This is a genomic window from Arthrobacter sp. 10T425 (assembly GCF_056393985.1).
Window position 1 is genome coordinate 35888 of record NZ_JBFTGZ010000008.1, and the last position, 17928, is coordinate 53815.

General features: G+C 69.0%; 13 protein-coding genes. 7 read left to right on the forward strand and 6 right to left on the reverse strand.

Annotated features, from left to right (window positions below):
• Positions 1–54: 54 nt before the first annotated feature.
• From cydB to AC1DDH_RS11005, 3 genes are read left to right on the forward strand one after another with little or no spacing between them, the layout of a single operon-like run.
• Positions 55–1104, forward strand: a complete 1050-nt coding sequence (gene cydB, locus AC1DDH_RS10995) for a cytochrome d ubiquinol oxidase subunit II (protein ID WP_476955439.1) — start codon at positions 55–57, stop codon at positions 1102–1104.
• Between the two features lie 8 nt (positions 1105–1112).
• Positions 1113–4748, forward strand: coding sequence for a thiol reductant ABC exporter subunit CydD (cydD, locus tag AC1DDH_RS11000; protein ID WP_476955440.1), 3636 nt, complete (start codon positions 1113–1115; stop codon positions 4746–4748).
• A 21-nt stretch (positions 4749–4769) separates the two neighbouring features.
• Positions 4770–5846 carry a GNAT family N-acetyltransferase gene (locus AC1DDH_RS11005; protein ID WP_476955441.1) on the forward strand — a complete coding sequence of 359 codons (1077 nt, stop codon included), beginning with the start codon at positions 4770–4772 and terminating at the stop codon, positions 5844–5846.
• 65 nt (positions 5847–5911) lie between these two features.
• Here AC1DDH_RS11005 and AC1DDH_RS11010 read toward each other — a convergent pair whose 3' ends face one another.
• The 5 genes from AC1DDH_RS11010 to AC1DDH_RS11030 all read right to left on the reverse strand — a co-directional run bounded on the left by AC1DDH_RS11010 (position 5912) and on the right by AC1DDH_RS11030 (position 9684).
• Positions 5912–6430 (reverse strand): DinB family protein, encoded by a 519-nt coding sequence (locus AC1DDH_RS11010; protein WP_476850461.1) that lies wholly within the window; start codon positions 6428–6430, stop codon positions 5912–5914.
• 175 nt (positions 6431–6605) lie between these two features.
• Complete coding sequence (locus AC1DDH_RS11015; protein WP_476859814.1) at positions 6606–7229, reverse strand: DUF305 domain-containing protein; 624 nt, start codon at positions 7227–7229, stop codon at positions 6606–6608.
• 131 nt (positions 7230–7360) lie between these two features.
• Positions 7361–7891, reverse strand: a complete 531-nt coding sequence (locus tag AC1DDH_RS11020) for a hypothetical protein (protein WP_476955442.1) — start codon at positions 7889–7891, stop codon at positions 7361–7363.
• A gap of 99 nt (positions 7892–7990) precedes the next feature.
• Positions 7991–9436: a multicopper oxidase family protein gene (locus AC1DDH_RS11025; RefSeq protein ID WP_476886946.1), complete on the reverse strand. Its 1446-nt coding sequence runs from the start codon at positions 9434–9436 to the stop codon at positions 7991–7993.
• 8 nt (positions 9437–9444) lie between these two features.
• Positions 9445–9684 carry an SHOCT domain-containing protein gene (locus AC1DDH_RS11030; protein WP_476948104.1) on the reverse strand — a complete coding sequence of 80 codons (240 nt, stop codon included), beginning with the start codon at positions 9682–9684 and terminating at the stop codon, positions 9445–9447.
• Positions 9685–9947: 263 nt separating this feature from the next.
• Here AC1DDH_RS11030 and AC1DDH_RS11035 point away from each other — a divergent pair, with 263 nt between their 5' ends.
• Positions 9948–10331 carry a VOC family protein gene (locus tag AC1DDH_RS11035; protein WP_223917085.1) on the forward strand — a complete coding sequence of 128 codons (384 nt, stop codon included), beginning with the start codon at positions 9948–9950 and terminating at the stop codon, positions 10329–10331.
• A 120-nt stretch (positions 10332–10451) separates the two neighbouring features.
• On the opposite strand, the gene AC1DDH_RS11040 is transcribed toward AC1DDH_RS11035, so the two are convergent.
• The gene (locus AC1DDH_RS11040) at positions 10452–12992 is read right to left on the reverse strand and encodes a DNA gyrase/topoisomerase IV subunit A (RefSeq protein WP_476886945.1); all 2541 of its coding nucleotides are present in this window, start codon (positions 12990–12992) and stop codon (positions 10452–10454) included.
• A 67-nt stretch (positions 12993–13059) separates the two neighbouring features.
• Between AC1DDH_RS11040 and AC1DDH_RS11045 the strand changes: the two genes are divergently transcribed.
• From AC1DDH_RS11045 to AC1DDH_RS11055, 3 genes are all read left to right on the forward strand, one after another.
• Positions 13060–15771 (forward strand): bifunctional acetate--CoA ligase family protein/GNAT family N-acetyltransferase, encoded by a 2712-nt coding sequence (locus tag AC1DDH_RS11045; RefSeq protein ID WP_476886944.1) that lies wholly within the window; start codon positions 13060–13062, stop codon positions 15769–15771.
• 80 nt (positions 15772–15851) lie between these two features.
• On the forward strand, positions 15852–16595 hold the full coding sequence (locus tag AC1DDH_RS11050) for a DUF5998 family protein (RefSeq protein ID WP_223917079.1): 744 nt from the start codon (positions 15852–15854) through the stop codon (positions 16593–16595).
• A 67-nt stretch (positions 16596–16662) separates the two neighbouring features.
• Positions 16663–17889 (forward strand): alkaline phosphatase family protein, encoded by a 1227-nt coding sequence (locus AC1DDH_RS11055; protein WP_476850477.1) that lies wholly within the window; start codon positions 16663–16665, stop codon positions 17887–17889.
• Positions 17890–17928 lie beyond the last annotated feature (39 nt).

Here is a 17928-nt window from a genome sequence, read left to right on the forward strand (position 1 = left end):
CCGGCAACCCACCACCCAGCAACCCACACGAAAAATACGCAGAGGATTCTCAGCATGGAACTGCTACCCACCATCTGGTTCGTTGCCATCGCGGTGCTGTGGACGGGCTATCTCTTCCTCGAGGGCTTCGACCTCGGCGTCGGCATGCTGATGAAGGGATTCGCCCGGAACAACACGGAACGCCGCGTCCTGATCAACACGATCGGCCCGGTCTGGGACGGCAACGAAGTCTGGCTCCTGACCGCCGGCGGCGCCACCTTCGCGGCGTTCCCGCTCTGGTACGCCTCGCTGTTCTCCGCCCTGTACCTGCCACTCCTGCTGGTCCTCGTGGCGCTCATTTTCCGGGCGGTCGCCTTCGAATACCGCGGCAAGGTGGACAACCCCCGGTGGCGCGCCCGCTGGGACTGGGCCATCTCGGCAGGGTCGTTCGTCGCGGCCTTCGGCGTCGGCGCCGCACTGGCCCTGACCACCACGGGACTGCCGCTGAACGCCAACGGCGACCGAGAGGGCGGCCCGTTTGCCTGGTTCAGCGGCTACGCCGTGCTCGGCGGGCTCGCCGTCGTCGGTTTTTCCCTCCTGCACGGTCTCGGGTTCCTGGCCCTGAAGACCGACGGCGAGGTACGCCACCGGGCGCGGGCCTGGTTCGTCCGGCTGCTGCCCGTGCTGCTGCTGCCCATGGCCGGCTGGGCGGTGAGCCTCCAGCTCCTCAGCGGCGAGGCCTGGACCATCGCCGCCGTGGTCGGCGCCGTCGTCGCCGCGGTCCTGGCGTGGAATTTCGCCCGCAAGGGTGCCGAAGGCCGTGCCTTCATGTCGCTGGGTGCATTCCTCCTGCTCGGCAGCGCCTCCATCTTCGGTGCCGCCTTCCCCGTGGTCCTTCCGTCCACGCTGGATCCCGCGTTCAATCTCACCGTCTCCAACGCCTCGTCCTCGGACTACACCCTGGGCCTGATGAGCATCGTGGCCTGCATCGGGCTGCCGCTGGTCCTGGCGTACCAGGCCTGGACGTACTGGGTGTTCCGGCGCCGGGTGAGCGCAGTGCATATCCCGGAGGCGCACAGCTTCCTTCCCGCGATCGCCGCCAAAGCGCTGGCACCGAAGGACTAACTTCCCAGATGAGACCGTTCCCCGCCGGCCCCTCGACCCGTTCCGCCCTCTACCTGCTGGGACTGCTTGCCGCCCTGAAAGCCCTCTCGCTCGTGCTCATGGCGCAGGCTGTGGCATCGATGCTCGCCGGGCTCGCCGCTCATGACACCGCCTGGGCAGACCAGCTGGTTCTGGGCGCCGCGGGGGCGGTGCTGCGCTCACTGACGGTGTGGGGCCAGTCCGTGGCCTCACGCCGGGCGGCGCTCGGAGTGAAGGAGGAGCTGCGCTCGCAACTGCTGGAGCAGGCGCTCAGGAACGGCACGCGGTCTGCCGGGCCCGCCGACGGCGGCCTCGCCGTGCTGGCCACCCGGGGGCTGGACGCCCTGGATAGCTACTACACCCAGTTCCTGCCCGCGCTGGTGAACTGCGCGGCCATTCCGCTGCTGCTGGGCGCCCGCATCCTGTTCGCCGACTGGGTCAGCGCCGTGGTGATCGTGCTGACGGTGCCGCTGGTGCCGCTGTTCATGATCCTGATCGGGCGGTACACCGAGGAACGTGTCAGGGACGCCCAGTCCGCGCTGGCACGGCTCTCCGGGCACATGCTCGAGCTCGCCAAAGGCCTGCCCGTCCTCGTGGGCCTGGGCCGGGCCTCCGCCCAGCGCCAGGCGCTGGAGGACATGTCCGAGGAATATCGTTCCCGGACCATGGGGACTTTGCGCACGGCCTTTCTTTCCGCCCTGGCCCTCGAGCTCATCTCGACGATTTCCGTGGCGGTCGTCGCCGTGTTCATCGGCGTCCGCCTGGTCAACGGCGACATGGCGCTTGAGGCAGGGCTGCTTGCGCTCATCCTCGCTCCCGACTGCTACCTTCCGCTCCGGGAGCTCGGCACCGCACACCACGCCAGCGACGACGGCCGGGCAGCGCTCGCCGAAACCACAGCGGTCCTCGCGGATCCCGGAGCTGCGCCCCTGGATCCGACGCCGGCCTCCGTTCCTGCTGCCGGCCCGCCCGCCGTCACCGTGGACGGACTGACCGTCCGCTTCGGCGGACGCACGGACGCCGCCGTCGGACCGTTGAGCTTCACCGCCGCCGCCGGCCAGATCACGGCACTCGACGGTGCCAGCGGCGCCGGCAAGAGCACCGTGCTCGGAGTCCTCGCCGGGACCATCGGGACGGATGCAGGGACCGCCGTGTCCGGACGCCTCGGAGGATTCACGACGGCGGATCTCGCCTGGGTGCCACAGCATCCCGTCATGTTGGCTTCCACGGTGCTGGACGAGATCCGCCTGTATCTCGGCGTTCCCGCCGACGAAGCCGACGCCGCCACGGCCGGCACCGAGGCGGGCGCGGAAGCCGATGCGGCAGCGCAGCGGTGCCTGGCAGCCGTGGGCGCGGGGCACCTGGCGGCCAAGCACCCGGCCGAGCTGAGCCCGGGGGAGCTGAGGCGGGTTGCTCTGGCCCGCGGGCTGGCGAGGATCGAGGCCGGCGCCCGCGTACTGCTCCTGGATGAACCCACCGCCCATCTGGACCGGGGATCGGCCACACTGGTCAATCGGGCCCTCGCCGGGCTCCGGGGAAAGGTCACCGTGCTGCTCGTTGCGCACGACCGGCACACCCGGGACCTTGCCGACACTCTCGTCGCGGTTACGCCGGGAGCCGGCGGCCACCACGGCGGTGAACTTCCGGCCCTCGTCCCGCCACTGCCGGCATCCGCCGGGGGAGAGCCGGGCGTGCAGGCGGCGGCCACCCGGGCGCCCTTCCTCGTGGACGCCGCGGCGCCGGGCCAAAGCCAGACCCCGGACCCAACCCCGACCCCGGATCCGGCCCCGGGCCGCCCCGAAACCGGCCCCGCTCCTGCCGCGGCCGCCGGTTCGGTCAGCTCAATCGGCTCCGGCGCGGCCGGCCCGTCCGGTTCGGTCCCTGCCCAGCTGCGTCTCCTGCTGGCCCCGGTCAAGGGCCGGTTCGCCGCCGCCGGAGCCGTAGGCACGTTGGCGGCCCTGTTCGCCGTCGCCCTCGCGGGGCTGTCCGGCTGGCTCATCATCCGGGCCAGTGAACAGCCGCCCATCCTGTACCTGCTCACCGCGATCGTCGGCGTGAGGTTTTTCGGCGTCGGCCGGGCGTGCCTGCGGTACTCCGAGCGGTTGCTGCTGCACGATGCCGTGTTCGCCGCCTTGACCCGGCTCCGGGGCCGGCTCTGGGAGTCGCTGAGCCGCCGGGCGCTGTCCCTGCGCCGGCTCCTGCAGGGCGGCAACGTACTCGGCACGGTGGTGGACGACGTCGACACGGTCCGCGAGCTTTTGCCCCGCGTCGTGCTGCCGCCCGTGACCGCCGTCGCTGTCGCCGCGGCCGCAGTGGCCGGGATCGGACTGCTGCTTCCCGCTGCGCTGCCTGCCGTGGCCGCGGCAGCGCTGCTGAGCATCGTCGTTGCCCCCGCCCTGGCGTTGGCCGCCGACCGCATGTCTGCCGGCACCGAACAAAGCCTCCGTTCCGGCGTGCTCCGTCACGTTGCCGCAGCCCTGGACGCCCGCGCGGAACTGCACGCGAACGGCGTCAGCGCCCCCGTGCTCAATGCGATTGGCCGGGCGGACCGGGCCGCGACGGCAGCCTCACAACGGTCGGCATGGGCGGAGGGTCTCGGCCAGGCCCTGACCGTCCTGGCCTGTGCCGGGGCCGCCCTGGCCAGCGCAGTGCTGGCCGCCCCGCTCGCCCTGAGCGGCGCGGTCAAACCGGAGACTGTTGCCGTCGTCGTCCTCGTGCAGCTGGCCCTGGTGGACCCTTACGCGGCCATCACCACGGCCGTGCGACAGTATCCCGCGCTGCGCGCCGTGATGCGGCGGATCAGCGCGGCGGGAGTCCTGGAGGCCGGGGCGGACAGTGACGCGGACGGCGGCGCCCCAACGGGCGGACTGGTGCCCGTGGCTTCGCGCCCCGGCGGCCGGCCAGGGATTGAACTCGTGGACCTCGCTGCCGCGTGGCCTGGCGGCGGAAATGTCTTCAGCGGACTCACGGCCGAGGCCGGCCCCGGGCGCTGGCTGGCCGTCACCGGCGCCTCCGGCTCCGGCAAATCGACCCTGCTGGCCACGGTCCTGGGGTTCCTGCCGGCGGCCGGCGGCCACCTGTACCTGAGCGGACGCGCCGCCTGGTGCCCGCAGGAGGCACACCTGTTCGATTCGACCATCCGCGGCAACCTTCTCCTGGCGCGGCCGGAGCCAGCTCCCGCCAGGACGGACAGTGCGCAGCGTGGACCCGGCGGCGCCGTGGTGGCCAACGGGGACGAGCAAATGCGGGCTTCCCTCGACGCCGTCGGACTCGGCCCGATGCTGGCCCGGCTTGAGGCCGGCCTGGACACCCGGATCGGCCCGGGCGGGGCCTTCCTCAGCGGCGGAGAGCGTACGCGCCTGGCCGTTGCGCGCACGCTCATGACCGGGGCCGACGTCATCCTGCTCGATGAACCGACGGCGCACCTCGATGCGGAGTCAGGCAGGCTCATGCTCGCCGAATTGCGCGACGGGCTGCGCGACCGGACCGTTGTCCTGGTCACCCACAACCCGGACGATATCGACGCCGCGGACACCAGGCTGGACCTGGACGCCGCAGCCGCGGCTGCCGCCGTGGGCGCCGCGGGCGAGGGTCCAGCGGCGGCAGCCGTGCTGGCGCGCGGGTAACCCGCCTATTAGCCTGTTGCCATGAACCGCAACGGCGAGCTCCACCCCCGGCCCGCACTCGATCCCCGGCTGTCCTGGCGGCCGGCGGAGCGCCGCTACCTCGACGCGTGGGCCGGGCTGATTGCCCGCACGGCCGCCGTCGAGCAACCCGTCTGGTTCGAGCGCCAGGCGGATCTGGAACAGATCCTGGAGTCGAAAAATAACCCGGCAACGGCAAACACCATCATCGGCTTCGATCCGGAGGGCGTTGCCCGGGCTTACGGCCGGATCACCAAGAACCGCGACGGTGACAAGGCGAACGGCTCCGGCTGCGTTGACCCCGAGTGGCAGGGGAGCGGGATCGGCACCTCGCTGCTGGGCTGGATGGAACAGCGGACCAGGGACCGCTTTGCCGAGGACGCACGGCCGGCCGGAACTGTTGGGGATGCCGGCACAGCTTTGGCGGCCGGCGATGCCGGGGGGACCGGGGACGTCCCGCGCCCGAGACTGCGGCTCCATACCGAGCAGCAGCACCAGCACCAGGCCGCCTTGTTCGCCGGTTCCGGCTACGGCGTTGTCCGCTATTACAACGAGATGCACCGGCCACTGAACCAGGCTGTGCCTGAATCCTCCCTGGACCCCGGACTGGAGCTCGTCACTTTTGGGCCGGAGTTGCATGAACCGGTGCGGCTGGCGCACAACGCGGCATTCCGGGACCACTGGGGCAGCGAGCCCCGCGACCAGGAGGGTTGGGGCTTTGTGGTGAATGATCCGCAGGCCCGGCCGGACCTGAGCGGCGTCGTGCTGGACCGTTCTACCGGCACGGTGGCCGGGTACCAGTTGGCCACCCACGACGTCGGGGCCGCCCTGACCCGCGGCTTCCGCGAAGGCTACACGGAGCTCCTCGGCGTCCGGCGGGAGTACCGTGGCCGGGGCATCGCGCAGGTGCTTTTGGCCGATGCCATGCGCCGCTTCGCGGCCGCGGGCATGGACGTGGCCTCGCTGGATGTCGACTCGGAGAACCCGACCGGGGCCCTCGCGCTCTACATCAAGATGGGCTATGTGGCCGTCAACCGGAGCATGGCGTGGGACAAGGAGCTTCAGCCGGCAGCGCCGTAGGGGCCGCCTCGGGGAACCGCAGACCTGCGCCTGCCCGCCGGCCGTCCGCGCGCTGGTTCTTCGCGTTAGCCGTCCACGTCGTGGAGATGGTGGACGACGTCGTGCAGGAAATACTGCGCGAAGGTCAGGACAGTGAACACTGAGCCGTTGCTCCGGGTCCCCAAGCGGACCCAATCCTCCTCCGTTACCCGTGCGAAGGACGCTGCAATCTGCTCGCCCTCGGCCGTCAACTCGACGCCGACCTGGGCTGGATCGGCGTTGGCGTAGTCCTGCTCGATTGCCGTCTTGTCCTGGTCCCAGTCATCGAACCGGGCATCGTCCTCGGACAACATGAGGGACAGGCGGTGATCGAAAAGCGTGAAGACGTCCCGGACGTGGCAGCCATACTCGAGGACGGACCACGCTGCCTCGTTGGGCCGTTCCGTCGCGTCCGGACGTCGGAGGGCTGCACGCCACCGCGGGAGCATGCTGATGACGATCCCCGGCGCCGTGGCCGGGGTCGCGGCGGAGGCATCGAAACCGCACTCGGGGCAGGGCCGCGACAGGACCCAAGTCCAGTCCTTGGAATCCGGAATGATAGGCATTCCAGCAGTGTAGGTGCATTTGTTCCGCCGGGCATCCCGACCCGTCGCTGCAGCCGGTGCGGCACCCAGGTACGAGGCCAAAGCAGCACCGCCGTCGGCCGATGCTTTGACGACGTCGGCCGTGGCCGCCCAGTTGACGGCCCCGGTCCGAAGACGGACCGGGGCCGGGACGCTGCTAGAGGCTGGCCAGCAGGTCCTTCATCTCCTGGATTTCAGCTTCCTGGGCGGTCACGATTGCCTTGCTGAGGCTGATGGCGTCCGAGTTCTTGCCTTGGCTGCTTTCAGTCTTGGCCATCATCACCGCGCCCTCGTGGTGGGCGATCATCTGGGCCAGGAACAGCTTGGCCGCGTCGTTGCCCTGGGCGGCGTCGAGCGTCTTGAGGTCGTCGTCGCCCATCATCCCGTCGCCCATGCCATGGCCGGACGCCATCTGGGTGGGTTCGTTCCAGGTCTTGAGCCAGCCCGTCATCTGCGCGATTTCGGGTGCCTGTGCGGCCTTGATCTTGGTGGCGAGTGCGGTGATCCGCGCGTCCATGCCCTGTTTCCTGAGCATCATGTCGCTCATTTCCACGGCCTGGGCGTGGTGCGGAATCATCCCTTGGGTGAACATGGTGTCTGCCGCGTTGTGGCCTGCGGTTGCGGGGGCTGAGCTGGATGCCATGCCCATGCCGCCGCTGACCATGCCCGGCATGGTGTTAGTGGGTGTGCTTCCGGAGGTGCCGGCGCAGCCGGCAAGGGCGATGGCGGCGGAAATGCCGAAGGCAGAAATTGTGGCAGAAATGGTCAGGGTTTTCTTCATGGGGTCAAGTCCTTCAATCATCAATCGGCGTCGTGGCACGCCTGCGGATGACACGCCCGCGCCGCTGGAAGAACGGGATGGAGCGTGTCGGGTAAGTAGGGACGCCGGGCACGACACGGCGCGATCCCGTCTTACGTCCGGCTGATGGACAGATCGCCCGGTGAAGGACTTGCGGGGAGATAGCAGTAGGCCCAGACGGCGGCGTCGGCGTGCGTGTCCGGGTTGTGCATTGAGGCCGGTGCCGTGCCAGGCGGGGGCGCGGCCAGGGACGTCATTGCCGCCGAGGGCACACAGACCGAGTGCATTGACGCAGCGTCGGCGCAGTTCGATTGGCATACGCACGAAGCCGCTGGGGCAGCGGCCCGGCTGTCGGCCGTCAGGTCGGGACCGGCTGGGGTCGCAGGGCGCGGAGCCACGGAGTCATGGCCCATGGTGCGCTCTTGCAGGGCATGGGCGGCCGGATGAGGTGCGAGGTTGGTCTCCGGCCGGGAAGACGACCCCGCCGTTTCCGCGGAGGATGTCACCGCGGTCATGGCATGAGCGCCATGCATTCCGGTCATGATGTGCATCCCGAGGAATCCAGCCATGACCGCCAGCAGGCCCACTAGCAGGAATCCGCGGCGAAGGGCGGTTGCGGCATGGCCCATGAAAGCTGCGGCCATGGCATTCTCCCTCCGGTTGGCAGTGTTGGACGGTAGCCAGGTTAAGGCTACAGGCTGCGCATTGGCCGGGCCGTCGTCGGGATACTTGCTCCCGCTGGGCTAGCGGACTTCGATGACGCCCATCATTCCTTGGTCCTCGTGGTCCAGGATGTGGCAGTGGTACACGGAGCGGCCGGTGAAATCCTTGAAGTGGATCCGGACCTGCACCTGTCCGTTGGCGGGTATGTTGACGACGTCACGCCAGACGGGCTGGCCCGGCGCCTGCCTCTGTTCTTCGATGATCTGCATCGGCCAGACGTGCAGGTGGAAAGGATGGTCCATCGGGCTGGGATTGATCAGGGTCCACTCCTCCACCGTCTGCGCGGCCACGGTGGTGTCCGTCCGGCTTGCGTTGAATTCACGGCCGTTGATGGTGAAAGTCATTCCCATCCCCATACCGCCGACGGCGAAGGTCAGCTGCCGGCGAGCGGCAACGGCCGCGGTCCTCAGGTCTGCCGCTGCGGGCCGGGCCGGCACCGCCGGAGGAGGAGCGGCCGGGGCGCCGGAGACCGAGAGGGTCGCCAGCACGAGGTCCCCTATGCCCTGCGCGCCGTTGGGGGCTGGCCCTGCCGGTCCCATCACGCCGGCCATGCCGCCACGGTTGTAGTAGACGGCACCGAGAGTGGCGTCGCCCTCGACAGCTGTGACCAGGACATCTGCACGGTTGCCCGGCGCCAGCAGCACCTCGTCCACGTTCCGGGGTGTGGGGAAGCGGCCGGAATCCATGCCGAGGAGCTGCATCTGCTGCCCGTCCAGGCGCAGCTGCAGGTAGCGGGCCACGCAGGTGTTCACGATCCGCCACCGCTCACGCTCGCCCGGCCGGGCGGAAAGTTTCGGGTTGCTTTGGCCGTTGACCAGGACAAGTTCACCTTCCCGGCCGAGCATTCGGTCCATGGGCGAGGGGCCGGCGACGGTTCCGGAGCCGTCCAGGGTGATGTCAGAGACGACCATCACCCGCTCGCGGCTGACGTCCACGGGCTGTGCGTCCTCGACGATGATCGCACCGAACAGGCCGGCGAAAATCTGATCGGCGACCATGCCGTGATGGTGGGGGTGGTACCAGTACACGCCGGGCGGGTGATCCGCAGGGAGCCGGTAATCGTAGCGGAACGAGTGGCCGGGCTCGACGACGTTGAAAACGTTGTCTCCGTTGCCCTGGGGTGAAACGTGGAGTCCGTGGACGTGCAGGTTTGTCGGGACGTCCATGCTGTTGACCAGCTCGACGGCGAACACGTCCCCACCCCTCAAACGCAGGGTTGGGCCGGGGATTCCGCCGTTGTAGCCAAGCGCCGAGGCCTGCTGGCCGCCGAGCTGCACTGAGCCAGCTGACGCTTCGAGCCGGACCTGCAACTGTCCGTTGCTGCTGCGCAGCTGCTTCGGCTCGGTGAAGTCTCCGCCCGCGACGGACGCGAACCGGGAACTGACCGTCCACCAGAGCCCGGCTCCGCCGGCGGCTACGGCTGCCGTGCCGAGGCCGCCCAGCAGGAGCGCGTTCCGGCGGCTCATTGGGAGCACTATTGGTCCTCGCCGAGAACCTTTAGCTGCTCGCGGTATTGCTCCGCCGTCAGTTCACCCCGGGCAAAGCGTTCATCGAGGATCTGCCGGGCCCGGCTCCTGCCCGGGTAGGGCCCCTGCGGTCCCTGCATCCCGCTGTGACTGCCGCCTCCGGCAAACATGCGCACGGCGACCAGTACCAGCAGCGCTATGCCGATGAGCAGGAGTATGCCCCACATCCACATCCAGGCCATATTCATGCCGTAGCCCCACATCAAGACCGGTGCCCTTTCGCCTCAGACCATTGCTATTCCGATTCTTGGGCCGACCCCGGCTGCCCGGTAGAGTCCGAAGGCCTCCCCGTCCGGGAGCCTCGAGCTACACGCACTCACGGATATCGAGTGCGCGCATGCCCGGCCGTGCCCCGCCGGCCAAGGAAATCGGCGTCGCGGTTTCTCAGGTACGTGGGGGATGTGGAGGAGTATCATTCCTTCCGGGGGGCGGGCCTGGAAAGAGAATAGCCATGCTCAAGGACAAGCAAGTCGGCGCAGTGCTACCGGCAGCGGACATCGCCCGTGCACGGGATTTCTACCGCGATAAGCTCGGACTCGAACCCGAGAACGCGGATGCCGAGGACAACCTGCAGTACAAGTGCGGCGGCGGTACCGGGTTCCTCCTGTACCAGACGCCCAATGCCGGAACGGCCAAGAACACGCAGATCGGCTGGGTGGTCGATGACCTTCCGGGTGCCGTTGCGGAACTCCGGGCCAAGGGAGTCGTCTTCGAGGAATACGACTTCCCGGGCCTAAAAACGGAGGACGGCATCGCCACCACTCCGGACGGAAGCTCGGCCGCGTGGTTCCTGGACACGGAGGGCAACATCCTGAGCCTCAACCACATGCCCTAGCGCCGGCCCACAGGATGCGGGCAAGGCTTCCGGGACTGAGATCGCCGGAGGCAACGCCGGATCACGAATCCCGGCCGGAGCGCGACAGCGCCGCCGGCCGGATTTCGTTCGTCCGCGGTCCTACGTGTCGTTGCCGGCTTCCGGGTCCTCTGACCACGCCATGCTGGGTCCAATGGCGTCGATCGCCTGGGACAGCGGAATGCCGGAGCCGTCGCGGCGGCCATGCTCGCCGGGGAGTGAGCGCGCCACACCTGCCAGGGAGGACGCCTTGGCCGGCCCGTGCCCAGCCCAGCCGAGCAGCAGCGTGTCCTCGCCCTTGAGGAAACGGTGTGCCCGCACCCCGGCAGTCGCCCGGCCCTTGACCGGGTACTCGGCCAGGGCGGTGACCTTCGCGGCCCCGGGGGCTGTGCCCGGCAGCGCGCCTTCCGTCCCCGCGATGGTCACGACGACGGCGGCGGCGTCAGCGGGGCTGGCGGTCCCGAAGAACATCACCCGGTCCCCGGCGGCCAGCTTGATCCCGGCCATGCCGCCGGCGGTCCGGCCCTGCGGGCGGACGGCGGAGGCACTGAAACGCAGCAGTTGGGCCTGGCGCGTGATGAAGACGAGGTCGTCGTCGTCGGACCCGGCGGGGGCAACGCCCACCACGGTGTCCTTGTCCTTGAGCGCGATCGCTTCCCAGTCTTCGCGGTTCAGCGGATAGTCCGGCTGCACCCGTTTGACCACGCCCTGGGCGGTTCCGATTGCCAGAACCTGGTCCAGCGGCGCGAAGGCCACCAGCGATTCCCCCTTGAGCAGAGTGATGAAATCCTTGGCCGCTACCCCGCCGGCCATGTTGGGGGTACCCGAGGTTGGCGGCAGCACAGGCATGTCCATGACCTGCAGGCGCAGCATGCGGCCCTGCGAGGTCACGGCGGCGATCTCGCCGCGGGCGGTGGTTTTGACCACGGAGGAGAAGACGTCATGCCGGGTCCGCGGTCCGGCCTCGGCCAGGCTGTCCTGGTTGGCGGTGCGGGCAATCTGCCCGGACACGGTGAGGATGGCCCAGCAAGGATCGTCCGCGATCTCAAGGGCCAGCGGTGCGGCCTTGCCCTTGGCCCCGGCGGCTGCGCCCAGTGCCGCGGCGACGGTGGGGGAGACGGCCTCGGATTCCAGCAGGACGGTCCGGCGCGGTGTGCCGTACTTCTCCGCGATCTCGCCGAGTTCGTCGGACACCAGGGCACGGAGCAGCGCGGGGGAGCCCAGGATCGCTTCAAGCTCCGCGATCTCCCGGCGGAGCTCCTCTTGCTCCTTCTCCAGCTCGACCCGCGAATATTTGGTCAGCTGCCGCAGCCGCAGTTCCAGGATGAAGTTGGCCTGGATCTCGGAGAGATCGTAGATGGACATCAGCCGGGTACGGGCCTCGGCCACCTCGTCGGAGGACCGGATGATCTGGATGACCTCGTCAATGTCCACGATCGCGACCAGGAGGCCCTCGACCAGGTGCAGGCGGTCCTTCTTCTTGCCCAGCCGGAAGGCGGTGCGGCGCCGGACCACATTGATCCGGTGGTCCACGTAGACCGAGAGCAGCTGGAGCAGCCCGAGGGTCTGCGGCTGGCCGTCGACGAGCGTCACATTGTTGATGCCGAAGGAGTCTTCCATCGGGGTGTAGCGGTAGAGCTGCTGGAGCACGGCAGTGGGATTGAAGCCGTTCTTGAGCTCAATGACCAGGCGCAGGCCGTGCTTGCGGTCGGTGAGGTCCACGACGTCGCTGATGCCGGTGAGCTTCTTGCCGTTGACGGCATCCTTGATCTTCTCGATCACCTTCTCCGGGCCCACCATGTAAGGCAGTTCCGTGACCACCAGGCCGGTGCGGCGGGCCGAGAGCTGCTCGATGTCCACCTTTGCCCGGGTCTTGAAGGAGCCGCGGCCGGTGGCATAGGCGTCGCGGATGCCGTCCAGGCCCACAATCCGGCCACCGGTGGGCAGGTCCGGGCCGGGGACGAACCTCATGATGTCCTCGAGCGTGGCGTCCGGGTTGTCGATCAGGTGCCGGGCCGCGGCGATGACCTCCACCAGGTTGTGCGGGGCCATATTGGTGGCCATGCCGACGGCGATGCCCGTCGCGCCGTTGACCAGCAGGTTGGGGAACGCGGCCGGCAGCACGTCCGGCTGGGTCAGCTGGTTGTCGTAGTTGGGAACGAAATCGACGACGTCCTCGTCGAGGTGGTCGGTGAGGGTCAGGGCCGCGGCCGCCAGCCGGGCTTCCGTGTAGCGGGGGGCCGCCGGGCCGTCGTCGAGCGAGCCAAAGTTACCGTGTCCGTCGATCAGCGGCAGCCGCAGGGAAAAGTCCTGGGCCATCCGCACCATGGCGTCGTAGATCGCGGCGTCACCGTGCGGGTGCAGCTTGCCCATGACCTCGCCCACCACGCGGGCGCTCTTGACGTGGCCGCGGTCCGGGCGCAGCCCCATGTCGGACATCATGTAGAGGATCCGCCGCTGGACGGGCTTCAGGCCGTCGCGGGCGTCGGGAAGGGCCCGCGAATAGATCACCGAATAGGCGTATTCGAGGAATGAGCCTTCCATCTCGGACGTGACATCGATATCGACGATGTTCTCAACGAATTTTCCTGCGGAATCGTGGCTGGGTTCCCCTGCCGGGGGCGTGGTTTGGCGGCGTGCCATAAGGCTGGTGGATCCTTCTGAGGGGTGCTGAACGGGTACTGCGTAAGTTTATGACTAGGCTAAGCCTATGGTGGATCAGCCGGCGGACGGCGTATATCCGGAATATTGGGAAGCCGATGTTGTCCTGCGCGACGGCGGCACGGCGCATGTGCGCCCCATCCACCCCTCCGATGCAGATGCGGTCCAGGCCTTCCACGTGGGCCAGTCCCAGAAGTCCATCTACATGCGCTTCTTCGCCTTCAAGTCCAAGCTTTCCAGCAAGGAACTCAAGCGCTTCACCGAGGTGGACTACAAGGACCGGGTGGCCCTGGTGATCACCATCGGCGGCGAAATCCTGGGCATCGGCCGTTACGACCGGCTCGATGACCCGGCCGAGGCCGAGGTCGCCTTCAACATCGCCGACGCCCACCAGGGCCGTGGCATCGGCTCGATCCTGCTCGAACACCTCGCCGCGGCGGCCCGCGAGAACGGGATCCGCAAGTTCAGCGCCGAGGTGCTTCCGGAGAACCGCAAGATGCTCATGGTCTTCTCCGACGCCGGCTACGACGTCAAACGTCACTTCGACGACGGCGTGGTCAGCCTCGAGTTCAACATCGACCCCACCGACAAATCCCGCGCCGTGATGGAATCCCGCGAGCACCGCGCCGAGGCCCGCAGCATCCAGGAACTGCTCGCTCCGGCGTCCGTGGCCGTGATCGGAGCCAGCCGCAAATGGGGCACCGTGGGCTACCAGCTGCTCGAGCACGTGATCGAAGGCGGCTTCAGCGGCCCGGTCTATGCGATCAACCCGGAGGCCCTGGAACTGGCCGGCATGCTCTCCTTCGCCCGGCTCTCCGAGGTTCCCGGCCCGGTCACGCTCGCCATCATCGCGGTCCCGTACGACGAGGTCCCCAAGGTGGTCCAGGAATGCGCGGCCGCCGGGGTCAAGGGAATCGTGGTGGCCACCGCGGGGTACGCGGACGACGGCGAACGCGGCCTGGCGCGCCAGCGCGAACTGGTGCGGCAGGCTCGAGAAAACGGCATGCGCGTGATCGGCCCGGCGTCCCTGGGCATCGTCAACACCAACCCGGCCGTGTCCCTCAACGCCTCGATGGCACCGGCCCTGGCCCGTCGCGGCGGGTTGGGGCTGTTCAGCCAGTCGGCCGCGATCGGCGTCTCGCTCTACGCGGCCTCCAGCCGGCGCCGGGTTGGCATCTCGACCTTCCTCTCGGCCGGCAACCGCGCCGACGTCTCCGGCAACGACATGATGCAGTACTGGGAAGACGACGCCGACACCACGGCGGTGGGCCTGTACCTGGAATCGATCGGCAACCCGCGCAAGTTCTCCCGGCTGGCCCGCCGGCTGGCCCGCACCAAGCCGGTGATTGTGGCCAAGTCCGACGCCATGGGCCTGAACCTGCCGCCCGGGCACTCCGTCCGCACCACCCAGGCTCCCTCGGAAGCGCTGGATGCCATGATGCGGCAGGCCGGGGTGATCCGGGTCGAGACCATCGAAGAGCTCATGGACGTCGCCCAGATCGTCTCGAGCCAGCCGCTGCCCGGGGGCCCCGGAATCGCCGTCTTCAGCAACTCGCGCGCCCTTGGCAAGGTGGTAGCAGACAGTGCCGCCCGCCAGGGGCTCGGCGTGGAACGGATCGTGACAGACGTGGACCTGGACGCGGGCATGTCCCGGGCGCTGCCGGCCCTGCGCCGGAGCCTGCAGGAAACCCTGACCGCAGACACGGTGTACGCCGCGGTGGTCGCGCTGCTGCCGGCGCACGGTCTCACCGTCGAAAAGATCGCCGGAGTGCTGGCCGAATGCTCCGCGGCGGCCGGCAAGCCGGTGGTTGCCGCCTTTAGCGGAATCCTTGATCCCTCCATCTATGTGGAGGGAATGGTCGGCGCCGAACCTGAACAGCAGCACCAGCCCGCGCCCGCTCCGCCGGTCCCGTGCTACTCCAACCCGGGTGCGGCGGTCGCGGCCCTTGCCGCCGTCGTGCGCTACGCCCAGTGGCTGGACCGGGACCAGGGACTGTTCGTGGAGCCCGAAGGGTGCCACCCGGAGGCCGCCCGGGCGGACCTGGAGCTGCTGCTGCGCGATGTGGGCGGCGAGCAGCTCGTCCGGCTGGACCAGGACACGGCCGCCCGGCTGCTGGGCCACTACGGCATCCGGCTGGTCCCGTCCGTCGGGTTCGAGACGGCGGAGGAGGCCGTGGCCGCGGCCGGGCAGCTCGGCTGGCCTGTGGCCTTGAAGACCACGGACCCGGCACTGCGGCACCGGCTGGACCTGGGAGGTGTGCGGCTGGACATCCAGGACGCCGATTCGTTGCGGCGCAACGTGCTGGAGATGCGCAAGTCGCTCGAGCGGTACGGCTCGCCGTCCCTGGAAGTGCAGACCATGGTACCCGTGGGGCAGGCCTGCACTTTCCGGGCCATCGAAGACCCGCTGCTGGGGCCGGTGATCTCCTTCGGCCTGGCCGGAGACGCCGTGAACCTGCTCGACGACTGGGCCCACCGCGTGCCGCCGCTCTCCGGCTCCGACGTCCACGACTTCGTCCGGGCGCCCCGTGCGTCGCGGAAGCTTTTCGGCTACCAGGGCCTGCCCGCCGTCGACGTCGCGGCACTCGAGGACCTCGCCGCCCGCCTCACCAGGCTGAAGGACAACCATCCGGAGATCGCGCTGGTGCATTTCAATCCCGTCCTCGCCGGGCCCGATGGTGCCTCGATCCTGGCCGCCGATGTCAGGATCGCGAACGCCGCCCAGCGGACCGACAGTGCGCGCCGGGCGATGCGCAGTTAGGGTCTAACCTCCCCGGCTGCAGCCCGCGTCCAGGGCCCGGCAGTTAGCAAGTCCCATGCTGATCTGTGAAAATGGAGACTATGAGCACCCAGCCTCCAGCACCCAAGCCCCTGGCGACCGCCCCCGCACGCCAGACCGCGCACCACCACGGCCTCCATGACCACAGTGCGCAGGGCCAGAGCCTGGAAGGGGCCCTCCAGCAGGCCGGTTTCTACCCCCGGCTCGTGGCCGACGTCGTCGCCGATGCCCTGGATGGCCGCGATTGCGTGGCCCACCTCGTACATCTCGAGACACACTTCGACCGGGCCGAGGTCCGCCGCCACATCACCGTCCTGGTGTTGACCGACGACATGTTGGTCATCACCCATGTCGACGACCAGCAGCTCGACGAGGCCGGCGAACAGACCGTCGCCCAGGTGTCCACCGAGTCCGTTCCCGTCACCCAGATCCGCTCCGTGGTCTTGAGCTATGTCTACGCCCAGCCGCAGGACTACAAGCCTTCCGACCCTGTCCGCGAGCTGACGTTGTCCATTGCATGGTCCGGCGGCCAGCGCCTCGACATGGGTCCGGCCAGCTGCGGGGACCCGCAGTGCGAGGCCGATCACGGCTACAGCGGCACCATTGCCCAGGAAGACATCGTCCTGCGCATCAGCGCCGAAGCGGACGGCCTGCAGGCCGTACAAGACGCCAAGCTCTTCGCCCGCGCCCTCCGCGCTGTGAACACCGGCTCCGCGGCGCCGGTCCCGCACAACGGGCCCGGGCTGCCGCCCCGACCGCGGATGGGCGTGTTCGGAAACCGCCTCAGCCGCGGCCACCAGCGCTGACATGGCCCATTTCCGTCAGCCTGAGCCCGCCGAAGATCAGCTGCCAGTCCCGGTATTGGCTCCCTCCCTGGCCGCCGGCGCCGCCGCGGCCGTTCCGCTGGCCGCCGGTGCTGGTCCGTCCCCGCTCCCGCCCGCCCCGGCGTTCGGACATCGTTCCATCGCCGAGGTGCTCACCAGCGCCGCCGCCAGCCTGGGAGTCCCGGGGTTTGAGAACAAACTGAACCTTCCGGCTGCCAAACGCGTGTGTGTGGTGCTGGCCGACGGGCTGGGCCGGAACCTGTTGAAGCAGAAGAGCGCCCACACCCCGTTCCTGCGTGCGGTCCAGCAGGCCGGCCAGGGCCAGGTGCCCGTGTCGCTGGACTCGGCGTTCCCGTCCACCACCGCGGCATCCCTCGCCAGCTTCGGCACCGGACTGTCGGCGGGCCAGCACGGCATGGTGGGCTATGACGTCCTGGATCCGGATCAGGACCGGGTAGTGAACATGCTGGGCAACTGGGACGCCGGCGTGGACCCGCGGACGTGGCAGCCGTTCCCCACCGTTTTCGAACGGGCCGCGGAACACGTCGATGTGACGACGGTCAGCCTGCCGCAGTTCAGCACCTCGGCCATGACCGAGGCCGCGCTCCGCGGAGGCCGCTTCCTCACCGGAACCACGTCGCACGCCCGGACCGAAGCGGCCGCCGAGGCCATGGCCGGCGCCGGTCCCTCGCTGATGTACTTCTATGTCAATGAGCTCGACAAGGCCGGGCACCGCCACGGCTGCCAGTCAGCCCAGTGGGAGCACCAGCTGGAAGAACTTGATGCCACGGTGCGCCGGCTCAACGCCACCCTGCCGGCCGGCACCACGGTGCTGCTGACGGCGGACCACGGAATGGTGGACGTGCCCGAATCGCAGCGGATCGACTACTCCGCGGAGCCGGCGCTGCTCGCCGGGGTGCGGCACACCGCCGGAGAGCCGCGCATGGTCCACCTCTACCTAGAGGATAGGACGGACGACGCCGCCCGCGGCCGCCTGCTGGCCAACTGGCGGTCCCGTTTCGGGGACAGAATATGGGCCTTTACCCGTGAGGAAGCGATCGCGGGCGGCCTGTTCGGCGACGTGAGGGCCGAGGCCGCCTTGCGGATTGGCGACGTCATGATCGCGGCCCGGGACGCGCTGGCGCTTTACGATACACGCAGGGTCCGGCCCACTGCCCTTGAGGTCGTGGGCCAGCACGGTTCCCTGACGAAAGCTGAGCGTGAAGTCCCGCTGCTCTATTTCCAGGCCGACGGTAAAAAAGCGCCCCGCGGCTGACGTTCCCAGCCTGAAATTCGGGACTGAAATCCCTGCCTG